Source organism: Parasphingorhabdus sp., assembly GCF_049667325.1.
GTDB lineage: Bacteria > Pseudomonadota > Alphaproteobacteria > Sphingomonadales > Sphingomonadaceae > Parasphingorhabdus.
Window position 1 is genome coordinate 1 of sequence record NZ_JBATHY010000270.1, and the last position, 11011, is coordinate 11011.

Below are 11011 nucleotides of genomic sequence, written 5' to 3' on the forward strand. Positions count from 1 at the left end.
CTCGATACTGTAATTTATTGCATCGCGATCACCGGTCATCGTGAACATATGGACCATGAAATGCGCGCCGGATTCAACAATTCTGGCCCGCCCCCCCATGAACACAAAATTGCAGGCGCTGAAACAAGTCCATCCCTTGGGAATGCGGGTTATGATAGAAGCATCTGCCTCACGGATCACGCGGCCCGCCTCATTGCCGGCTCTCGCCACGCCACCGGGGGAGCGTAGCCAGATTTCTGAGATATCCGGATTGTCCGCAAGCGCCTTGCGTAATCGATCGGGCAAGCCTGAATCGATTGCGCCCTCGGCTAGCAATATCTTGGTACCGTTTCGATCGACGGGAGTCAGTTCCATCTTTGCACTGGATGACCAATTGGGATAGCGCGGACAGGTAGGATTATTCGGATCCATGCCGGATTGGGCATCGGTAGCGCCAATGGCGAGAAGAGAAGCGGCAGCAATCGCCGTTTTGATTTTGCTAATCATGATTACACCATGACCACATAACGCGTTTCGCCTCGGGCTTTGCACATCTGCTTGGATGCGCGGGTCTCTTCGCCATCGACAATGACAACGTCCGTAATGGTCATGCAACTTGTGCCATCCGCTGTCTGTGTTTTTGCAGTCGCAGTAGAGCTTCCCGACACATCGGAACGCGTCTCGCTCGTCCATTGCGAACTAGTGCCGACTGTCTCTGACCGGGTCACGTCTCGCGTCGCTTCGGCGGCTTGCAATTGCTCGTCCTGGTCAAGCCGGCACGCTATGGAATTGGTTAAAGTATCTGCCACTTCTGCGCGCGGGATAAAGGATCCGACAGCCCCCATACCCTGGGTTGCTCGCCGGGTAAAATCTCCGATCACGCTACCCAATATGGATCTGCCGATTGATTTTCCCGGATCGGTGGCGCAATCCTTTGCCTTGGCTTGGTCGCTCGATTCCTGATTGGCGGATGGTCGTTTTTTGAACAATCCTCCGAATTGGGCTGACGCAGGCGCGGGAACGGCCAGGGCCGCAACCAATATCGCCACGACCATTTTGGAAGAAATATGGCGAACTTTGTATCGCATGACAGACTCCCGATTACGTTACGTTACATATATCCTATCACCTGCACCGTCACAAGCAGTGCCTTGCATCACAGGCACATCACAATCAGGGATAGAAAAACCGCAATTAACTGTTATCCTAAGCTAATAAGGGAAAAGGCTGAACTATGATCGGGAAATATGCAAGAGCTTCGTCGGCAATTCTGCTGCTTGCCGCCTGTTCCATCTCGAGCGAGAATGTCGCTGCGGAAAGCGATCCGTTGTCCGGAACATTGCTGGTCGGGAACAAGGGCGAAAACAGCCTGAGCTTTATCGATCTCGAAAGCGGCGAGGAAACCGCGCGGCGGGATACCGGAAATCAACCCCACGAGATTGCCATTTCGCCAGACGGCCAGCTCGCGGCGATTGTTTCCTATGGCGGCGAAAGCATCGATATTTTCGATATTGCAGCGATGGACAAGATCGAAACAGTGTCGCTTGCTCCGGCCCGACGTCCGCACGGAATCCTGTGGCTGGAAGATGGGCGGATCATCGCCACGACAGAAGGCAGCGACAATGTCACGGTCGTCTCCGCGCCAACCGGGGAAACGCAGCAGCGCCAGATTGCCATGATTGCCACAGGCCAGAAGGGCAGCCATATGCTAGCGGTCACCCCCGATAGATCCCGTGCCTTTGTCGCCAACATGCAATCCGGAACCGTGAGCGTGCTTGACCTCAACAAGTTGATCAAGATTACCGACCTCCCCGCGGGAACGGTGCCCGAAGGACTGGCAATCACTCCCGACGGCAAGACCGTGTGGGTGGCCGACCGGAGCGGTGACATGATACGGGTTTTTGATGCCGAAAGCCTGCAAGAACTCGCCGCGATCAAAACCGGCAAATTTCCGATCCGCGTTGCCATCAGTCCTGACGGCAAGACCGCAGTCACGTCCGATCTTGGCGACGGCGCGCTCGGACTGTTCGATGTGGCAACACGCGAGCCCGCCGGCAAAATCACCGTCAGCGGATCCGCCGATTCCCGCCAGGTGACTATCCTGTTCTCCCCCGATGGAAAAATGCTATATGTAGCGGAAACCGGACCTGACATGATTGCCGAAGTCGATATGACGGCCGGAAAGGTTGTCCGCCGGTTCAAGGCCGGTGCAGACGGCGACGGATTGGGAATAGTCATCGATAGCGTTGCTGCGAAGAAATAGATTCAAGCGTTAAACACCCCGGGTCGCACCGAGGGAGAAGCAATTTGCGAAAGCCGTTCAACCGACTGCAGGCGCTGATGATCAAAGCGATGGCGGAAGCGATGTTTCACGATCGCAAGATGGCGATTTCTGCCAATCAGGTCGTCGAAAACCTGCAGGAACATTTTTCCAATATAGATGGCGACAAGGCCGATGAAATCGGGATGGCGCTTTACGGATTGCTGCTCGTCCTCGGCGGCCCGTTTTTCCTTGCCGCGCCGCCATCGTTTCGCAAAAAACTGATCAATCGACGACTGAGAAACTCCCGGATAGACCTGTTTCAGGATATCGCGCGAACCAAGGGTGTGATCCTGGCCGGCTATTATGGTCATTGGCAACATGGCGATGAAGAGGGCAATCTCGACAACCCGATCTTTGCCGATCTCAATTTTGAACTGCCCGCTCAGCGTGACCGCTCCGCTCCCGGGGAACGGCCGGTCCACCGCGAACCGCGTCGCGATCTTACCGCAAAAGTCTTTGTCGGACATCAGGCCATCCCTGAGGAAACCGACGTGATCGTGATCGGCTCGGGCGCAGGCGGTGCCGTTGCCGCCGCGGCGGTCGCCGACGAAGGGCATGAAGCGATGATCATCGAAGCCGGTGATCATTATCCCTCTTCCCGGATCACCCACGAAGAAGCGCGGATGACAGCCCGCCTGTTCAAGGATGGCGCTCTGCAAACCACCGCAGACCGAGACATCATCGTGTTTCAGGGCCGCGTGGTGGGCGGCTCCACCGTCATCAACAACGGCATCTGTCTGCGTATGAAACATGAAGGGCTCGTCCACCCTGACGCAGAAAATGTTTACGAAACATGGGCCGAACTTGGCGCTCCGGTCAGCGAAGCGGATCTGGCGCTGAGCTATGATGCGGTCGAGCAAGCGCTTGAGGTTTCTGAAATCGACCGGATCACCGGTCGCAACAATGGCCCGCATCTGATCGACGGCTGGAACAAGTACGCGGCGCAATCGAACGATCCGATGGACCACAAGGCCATCACTGCATGGTTCAGAAAAAATTATGGCCCCAAATCAGCGGATAGCGAGTGCGTCTATTGCGGCTATTGCAACACCGGCTGTCCCTATGGCCGGAAAAAGGCGATGCCGGAGAGCTTTCTGGCGCACGCGACCAATGATGCGCGCGACAAACCGGCGCGGATACTGGATCGCGCCGAGGCAACTGAAATCCTGTGGGAAACCGGCGCCAACGGAAAGAGGATAGCACGCGCCGTTGAATTAAGACTTCGCGACGGCGGCAAACATATTGTTCGTGCCCGAAAAGGCGTGGTCGTTGCCGCCGGTGCGCTTGCCTCCAGCAACCTGCTCTACAACAGCGGCATCCTGCAATCGGGAACCAATATCTCGCTGAACATCGCCTGTCCGGTCGTGGCCTTGATGCCCGCAGGCATGAACATGAATGTCTGGAACGAAGACCAGATGGCAACCTATGTCGATCGCGGTGATTTTCTGATCGAAAGTCATTTCCAGCCGCCGATGAGCATGGCGACACTGGTGCCGGGCTGGTTTGAAGACCATTATGGACGAATGAAAAATTACAATCGGCTGGTATCCGCCGGAGTTTTGTTCCCGGCCGACCGGCTGGGCTATATGGAATATGGCAAGCTCAAGCTGAAAATCGGTGAGGCTGAATTATCGCTATTACGCCGCGCACTGGCAACTATGACCAAAGTCCATTTCCTCAACGGCGCAATCGAAGTCTATCCTGCCCTGCTCCGCGGCCAGACGCTCACAAGCGACATGAGTCATGACGCGATTGATGCATTCTACGAGAAAGCCATCCTCGAGCCTGATGACGTGGTCTTGTCGAGTTCTCATCCGCATGGCGGCAATGGGATCAACGTCGATCCTGAAAAAGGCGTGGTTGATATCAATCAGCGCGTCCACAATACGACCAATTGCTATGTCGCCGATGCCAGCGTGATGCCCAGCTGCATCCGCGTCAACGCGCAACTGACCACGATGGCCATGGCCCACCGGGCGATGACCGGAAAAAGACGCTTCGGTTAGCTGTTGAAATGAAAATCGGGCAGCGATTGGAACGCATTTCTCAGAGCATCGCCCCAACCGTCTGAAATCTCGTGGAAATAGCGATCATCATCTTCAACCCGCTGCTGTTGGGTGATTGCGAAACTGTCGGCTTCGTACACCTGCATATCCAGAGGTAAATCCACCGCCAGATTGGCACGAATGGTTGAATCGAACGATACCAGCAACAGTTTGATGGCGTCTTCGAAGGACATGTCCGGGTCGAAGGCGCGGACAAGAATCGGGCGCCCATATTTGGCCTCACCGCTTTGAAAAAACGGGCTGTCATCGCTGGCTTCAATGAAGTTGCCGGCCGGGTAGATCATGAAAAGTCTGGGATAACTACCCTTGATCTGGCCACCGACAATCAGAGTTGCGCCAAAGGGCGACTTGGCTTCCTGGCCATCGTTCGCATAAGTCTTGACCACTTCGCGCAAGGTTTCACCAATGATCGTCGCGACCTGGAACATCGATGGCGCCTGCAGGATTGACGGATTTCGGTCATCGGGATGTTTACCGCGCTCGTCCAGCAAGCTGACAACCGCCTGGGTGGTCGCCAGATTGCCCGCTGAAAGCAAGGTGATAACCCGGTCGCCCGGAATTTCCCAACTGGTCATTTTCTTGACCTGGGCAATATCGTCAACACCAGCGTTTGTGCGAGTATCAGACATGAAAACCAGGCCGCGTTTCATCCGCAGGCCAACGCAATAAGTCATTTTTACTATCTATCCCTGATAAGAATCATCGCGATGATTCGCGGTCTCTCTACTGCTGTACTTGCAGGCTGACAATCATATCCTCGCTGCCCGCACCATATCGCAAGCCGGTTATCGGCGACGCATCGCGATAATCCAGACCCGTGGCGACACGAACATAGCGTTCGTCCGGAGAATAGCCGTTGGACACATCAAAGCCGACCCAGCCGATATGCTCGATATGGACTTCTGCCCAGGCATGGGTTGCATCCTGATCGACCCGGTCGCTCATCATCAAATATCCGGAGACATAACGAGCCGGAAAACCGAGAGATCGTGCCGCCGCGCAGAAAATATGGGCGTGATCCTGACACACGCCGCCACCGACCTTGAGCGCCTGCTCCGCGGTTGTTTCGGCATCCGTCGTTCCCGTCTTGTAGGGGACCTTGTCGGTCACTAGCGCTGACAAGGCGTGCAGCATGGCGATATTATCGCTGTCGCTTTGATCCAACAACTTGATTAGCTTAGAAATTTCCGGTCCTGGCTTGGTCAGTTCTGTCGACCGCTTGAAATACCATAAAGGAGCAAAGCCGCCATGTGTACCAATGACACCGCTGCCATCGGTGTTTTCAACTTCACCGGTGCAGCGAATGACGATTTCGCTGCGCCCGCGTTCGATGTTGATGAGGTCGACATGGTTACTGTGCTGATCCTCGAACGACAATTCGAGCGATCCGCCTTCAATCTCGATATTCCATTCCAAAATTCGCTGGCCCGGCCTTTCCTTCGGGCGAAGGCGAAGCTGCTGCAACCCGTATTGCACGGGCTTGTCGTAGTTGTAGCGCGTTTCATGATTAATTTTCAGCAGCATATTCAGTTCATCCTGTCCTGAAAATTATAATCGGTCTCGATCTGCGCTGCGAGGCCGTTATTGGCCGCCAGAAACTCGACAATGAATTCATGCAGCCCACCATCGAATATCGTCTGGATCGGCTGATTGAGCAAACGGTTGCAAATATCTGTTGCCAAACGGTGCGACGTCACATCATTTCCATAATCGCGCTCGAGATGCTCGAGATTATCCGAAATTTTGGAATAGCAAAACGCAAGCGAGCGCGGCATCTGGCGGTGCAGGATCAGATAATCTGCAACGCTTAGTGCGCTGATGTCAGAGCCGTTGAGCCACCGGTAAGAACGCTGCGCCGACACCGACCTCAGGATGGTTTCCCATTGCACGTTATCGACTGCCGAACCGATCTGCGCCATTGAGGGCAGCAGCAAATAATATTTCACATCCAATATCCGCGCGGTACTGTCCGCGCGCTCGATAAACGTCCCCAACCGCATGAAGTTAAAGCCGTCGTTACGCAACATGGTGCCCAGCATCGCTCCCCGCACCAGTGAACTTTGCTGTCGAATGACACCCAGAACATCGGGCAAATCCCGGTCATTGACCGGTCTGGCCAGAGCGGTTTTCAGATTCATCCAGGCGTCATTGGTCGCTTCCCAGACCTCCCTGGTCAGGGCTATACGCCCTGTCCGGGCGCTGTCCCTCGCCTGCTTGATCAGCGAAATGACGCTGCCGGGATTGTCCTTGTCCCGCAAAAGAAAGTCGATCACCTTGGTCGAGCTATAATCTGCATGTTTCGCCAGATAGCTCTTCTTGGCGCCGGAAGACGCCAAAATAGACGCCCATTCATCGGCGGCTGATGACGAGTGGGTCAGCGCAATGCGAAAACCCGCTTCGATCAGGCGCGCACTATTCTCTGTCCGTTCGAGCAGACGCGACATCCAGAACAGACTGGCGGCGGTTTTGCCTAGCATGATCCCGGCCCCCTCATTCTTCCAGCACCCAAGTATCCTTGGTCCCCCCGCCCTGGCTGCTGTTGACCACCAGTGATCCCTCGGTCATCGCAACGCGGGTGAGGCCGCCGGGCGTGATATCGATACGGTCTGGAGAAACTAGCACGAACGGGCGCAGGTCAACATGGCGCGGGGACAGACCCTTTTTCGCCAGTATCGGAACCGATGAAAGCGCCAGCGTCGGCTGGGCGATATAATTGCTCGCGTTGCCGATCAGCTTGGCACGAAAATCCTCGACTTCTTTCTTGGAAGCCGCCGGACCGACCAGCATACCATAGCCGCCGGAGCCATGCACTTCCTTGACCACCAGTTCCGCGAGATGCTCAAGAACATAAGCAAGCTGATCTTTCTCGGAGCAGCGCCATGTCGGAACATTTTCCAGCAGCGGTTTTTGACCGGTGTAAAATTCAACAATTTCCGGCATATAGGAATAGAGCGCCTTGTCATCGGCGATACCGGTGCCCGGTGCGTTGGCGATGGTGATCCCGCCTGACCGATAGACATCCATGATACCGGGTATACCCAGCATCGATTCCGGCAGAAAATTTAGCGGGTCGAGATAATCGTCATCGATCCTCCGATAGATAACGTCGATCGCGGTATAGCCTTGGGTTGTGCGCATCGCGACGCGCCCGTCGACGATCTTCACGTCATGGCCCTCGACCAGCTCCGCGCCCATTTGATCGGCAAGAAAGCTATGCTCGAAATAGGCGCTGTTGTGGATACCCGGCGTCAGGACCGCGACCACCGGCCTGCCTTCGCATTTTGGCGGCGCGCAGGCGGCCAGCGAACGCCGTAGATTGTTCGGATAGCTGCTTACTTCCTGCACGCCGATCTTGGCGAACAGTTCCGGGAACATGTGAAGCATCGTTTCCCGGTTCTCCAGCATATAGCTGACCCCGGAAGGCGTGCGCGCATTATCCTCGAGCACGTAAAATTCATCCGGTCCGGTGCGGACAATATCGGTGCCGATGATATGCGTGTAAATCCCGCCTGGCGGATTGACGCCGATCATTTGCGGCAGGAACGCAATATTGTTGGCGATCAGCTCGACCGGCACACGGCCGGCGCGCAAAATTTCCTGGCGGTGATAGATATCATAGAGAAAGGCGTTGATCGCCTTGACCCGCTGCTCAATGCCGCGCGACAATTTGCGCCACTCGCCCGCAGACAATATCCGCGGAACAACGTCGAACGGGATCAGCCGCTCGTCGCCTTCATCCTGTCCGTAGACATTGAACGTAATACCGGTTCTGCGAAAAAAGGCTTCCGCATCGTCAGATTTCCGGTGGAGGCGTTTGGTATCTTCCTTGTCCAGCCAGTCTTTATAGGCGGCATAAGGCGCGCGGACTTCACCATCGCTGCCCAGCATTTCATCGAACAAAAAATATCCCCTTCAGGTAAGCGGGTAATTGCTTACTCTCATGCAAGAGCTAGCGAAAGAATGCGTAAAAGTCAATGAAAACCAAGGAAAAATCCAAAAAAATACGTTATAGCGTATAGCGAACTCCGGTCAGTTCTTCCGAAATATCCCACAGCTTTTTTGCCGGCTCGATTCGTTTGGCTTTGGACCTCGCTTGTACTTCGCGCGCCGGCCCCACCCATTCACCATTCCGGCTCGGCCCGAAATATTGACCGCTCTCGACGTTCTCCCCGGCTGCAGCAGCCAGCGTCGGCCATGCGCCTTGCGCAGCGCTGTTCATGAACAGGCTCGACAGTGGCCTGAACAGCGAAACCATGACGTCGGGGAAGTTTCGTGCCAGTTCCGTATCCGCCACACCCGGATGACAGGCTACCGCGATGACCGGCGATCCTGCCGCACGCAACCGCCGGTCGAGTTCGTACATATGCAACAGATTGGCGAGCTTGCTCATCGCGTAGCGGCCCCAGCGACTGTAGCTTTTCTGGGCATTGATATCATCAAAGTCAATCTGTCCGCTGCGATGGGCCATGCTGGAGGTGATGACAATCCGTGGGCTCTTTCCCTGCGAAATCTTGTCTAGCAACAGTCCGGTAAGCGCGAATGTGCCAAGATGATTGACGCCAAATTGCGATTCAAATCCGTCGGAAGTCTCCTCACGCGGCGGCATCATGATTCCGGCATTGTTCAGCAGGACATCGAGACGCGGCTCCTTCGCGACCAGCTTGGCCGCAGCGCGGATGGATTTGAGATTGCCAAGATCCAGCCGAACGAACCGCAGGTCTGCTTCCGGTTGCTCGTCACGAATATTGGCCATGGCGGTCGTCGCCTTCTCCTCCGACCGACACCCCATCAACACCCGGGCGCCCTTGCCTGCCAGCACCTTTGCGGACTCATAGCCGAGCCCGCTATTCGCGCCAGTAACAAAATAGACGCGCCCGCTCTGGTCGGGCACGTCCTTGTCGGTGAAATTCCTGATCGTCATATTGCATGTCTCCTGTATCGGTGCCGTATCTAACACAGAAAGCGGAGGGCGGGCAGAATAACGATCTCCCGCTACTATTCCGGTGCGACAACCAGTCGGTTGTTTATCGCTCGCAATGGCCGGGCATTATCACCCATCAAAGCCTCAAACCGTTCGATCTGGTCCTTGCTCGCGGTCATCGGTGCGCGCAGCATATGCCAGTTGACGCCTTCGCTGCACGGCGGCGTGGTCAGCGAGCCCATATAGCGATAGATAGCGCGGTCGGCGGGCAGCATCGCGCCGGGATCAATCATCTGTCCTTTCACCGTCGCCGGTGCGGATTTTTTGTCTGGCACGGCCGCCAGAATTTTCGCCAGTTCGGAGTTGGCCGCGCCTTCCTCGAACATCACGCCCAGCACGCCAAGCTTGCCGCCATCGGTCGCGTGAACAAAATGCCCGGTCAGCGGATAGCGCTTGCCGGCGATCGCGTGCTCGGACGGGGTGTGGAAGTGGATCTGGATCAGATTGAACTGGGTGCCACCGCTGGTCATGAATGATCCTGCGTCAAAGTCGGCCTGCACCGCCAACCCCTTGTTCGACACCGTCAAAGGTCCGGCTTTATAATCGATAGTCAAAGCAACATTCCCGACGGCGTTGGCGCCCGCCAGATCAATCGGCGTCTGCATGTCGCCTTTTTCGCAAAGCGCATAATCGTCATGCAGCTGACCCCAGACTTCCGGCCCGCGATCATCATAATCATAAGCCTTGTCCTGCTGTGCCAGTGCCGGTCCCGTCGCCAGAAGGGCGACCATCATGGTGCCAGAGAGTAAGCGGGTTTTCATTGCAAAATCCTCTTTATCAAAACAGTCAGCGTGCGTTGCGATAATGCATCGCTCGATGGCCGCTGGTTTAAAGGGTCGCGCCATTGACAGCAAACTTAAGAAACATCGATTATCAATAGATATTATCTATCACAAACCAGATTTTCGATACACACCACTAAATCGCCAGCCCAAGCCGGTTTACTTGTGCTTCATTTCGTCTAATCGCAGCAACCAATAGTTTTGGAGAATATCATGCGTGCCGACGCGCAAGCCTTTGTCGACCGGATCGACGCCGCTCTCAGCCTGATCAAGACCGCGCTCAACTGGGAGGTCGCGCTGCGCCGTCTCGACGAGCTCAACGCCCGGGTCGAGGATCCGACCCTTTGGGATGACCAGAGCGCAGCACAAGCGGTGATGACCGAACGCCGCCGCCTCGATGAATCGATCAGCGCCGCGCGCGAAATCCAGCAGGAACGCGATGACGCGCTAGAATTTATCGAGATGGCCGAGGAGGAAGGCGATGCCGATCTCGCCAACGAAGGCGCCGCCACGCTCGAGAAACTCGCCGCCCGCGCCGACCGGGACAAGGTCAGCGCCCTGCTCTCCGGAGAGGCCGACGGCCTCGACACCTATATCGAAATCCACGCCGGCGCCGGCGGCACAGAAAGCCAGGACTGGGCCGAGATGCTGCTGCGCATGTACCAGCGCTGGGCCGAAGCCCGCGGCTACAAGATTTCCATGGTCGATTACCAGGCCGGCGATCAGGCGGGGATCAAGTCCGCCACCATCGAGGTCAAGGGCGAGAATGCCTATGGCTATGCCAAGACCGAAAGCGGCGTCCACCGGCTGGTCCGCATCTCCCCCTTCGACAGCGCCGCCAAGCGCCACACCAGCTTCTCCAGCGTCTGGGTCTATCCGG

At 56.1% G+C, this 11011-nt stretch carries 11 protein-coding genes; 3 read left to right on the forward strand and 8 right to left on the reverse strand.

Annotated elements, in window-relative coordinates; all coding sequences use genetic code 11:
• Together WBM93_RS12220 and WBM93_RS12225 are read right to left on the reverse strand one after the other, a co-directional pair.
• Positions 1–486: hypothetical protein (locus WBM93_RS12220; protein ID WP_424432144.1), on the reverse strand; the 486-nt coding region annotated here is incomplete at its 3' end.
• A gap of 2 nt (positions 487–488) precedes the next feature.
• Complete coding sequence (locus tag WBM93_RS12225; protein WP_424432145.1) at positions 489–1067, reverse strand: hypothetical protein; 579 nt, start codon at positions 1065–1067, stop codon at positions 489–491.
• A gap of 146 nt (positions 1068–1213) precedes the next feature.
• Between WBM93_RS12225 and WBM93_RS12230 the strand changes: the two genes are divergently transcribed.
• The gene (locus WBM93_RS12230; protein WP_424432146.1) at positions 1214–2242 is read left to right on the forward strand and encodes a beta-propeller fold lactonase family protein; all 1029 of its coding nucleotides are present in this window, start codon (positions 1214–1216) and stop codon (positions 2240–2242) included.
• 44 nt (positions 2243–2286) lie between these two features.
• Positions 2287–4308 (forward strand): GMC family oxidoreductase N-terminal domain-containing protein, encoded by a 2022-nt coding sequence (locus tag WBM93_RS12235; RefSeq protein ID WP_424432147.1) that lies wholly within the window; start codon positions 2287–2289, stop codon positions 4306–4308.
• Here WBM93_RS12235 and WBM93_RS12240 read toward each other — a convergent pair.
• The 6 genes from WBM93_RS12240 to WBM93_RS12265 all read right to left on the reverse strand — a co-directional run bounded on the left by WBM93_RS12240 (position 4305) and on the right by WBM93_RS12265 (position 10110).
• A complete protein-coding gene (locus WBM93_RS12240; RefSeq protein WP_424432148.1) occupies positions 4305–5042 on the reverse strand; it encodes a peptidase in 738 nt (245 codons plus the stop codon). The two genes, WBM93_RS12235 and WBM93_RS12240, sit on opposite strands and share 4 nt — an antisense overlap.
• Positions 5043–5091: 49 nt before the next feature.
• Positions 5092–5892, reverse strand: coding sequence for a transglutaminase family protein (locus WBM93_RS12245; protein WP_424432149.1), 801 nt, complete (start codon positions 5890–5892; stop codon positions 5092–5094).
• Between the two features lie 2 nt (positions 5893–5894).
• Positions 5895–6845 (reverse strand): alpha-E domain-containing protein, encoded by a 951-nt coding sequence (locus WBM93_RS12250; protein WP_424432150.1) that lies wholly within the window; start codon positions 6843–6845, stop codon positions 5895–5897.
• Positions 6846–6858: 13 nt separating this feature from the next.
• The gene (locus WBM93_RS12255) at positions 6859–8256 is read right to left on the reverse strand and encodes a circularly permuted type 2 ATP-grasp protein (protein WP_424432153.1); all 1398 of its coding nucleotides are present in this window, start codon (positions 8254–8256) and stop codon (positions 6859–6861) included.
• Between the two features lie 118 nt (positions 8257–8374).
• Positions 8375–9289 (reverse strand): oxidoreductase, encoded by a 915-nt coding sequence (locus tag WBM93_RS12260; protein ID WP_424432151.1) that lies wholly within the window; start codon positions 9287–9289, stop codon positions 8375–8377.
• 74 nt (positions 9290–9363) lie between these two features.
• Entirely contained in the window at positions 9364–10110 is a 747-nt protein-coding gene (locus tag WBM93_RS12265; RefSeq protein ID WP_424432152.1) for a carbonic anhydrase, read from the reverse strand.
• Positions 10111–10344: 234 nt separating this feature from the next.
• Here WBM93_RS12265 and WBM93_RS12270 point away from each other — a divergent pair.
• Positions 10345–11011: PCRF domain-containing protein (locus WBM93_RS12270; RefSeq protein ID WP_424432154.1), on the forward strand; the 667-nt coding region annotated here is incomplete at its 3' end.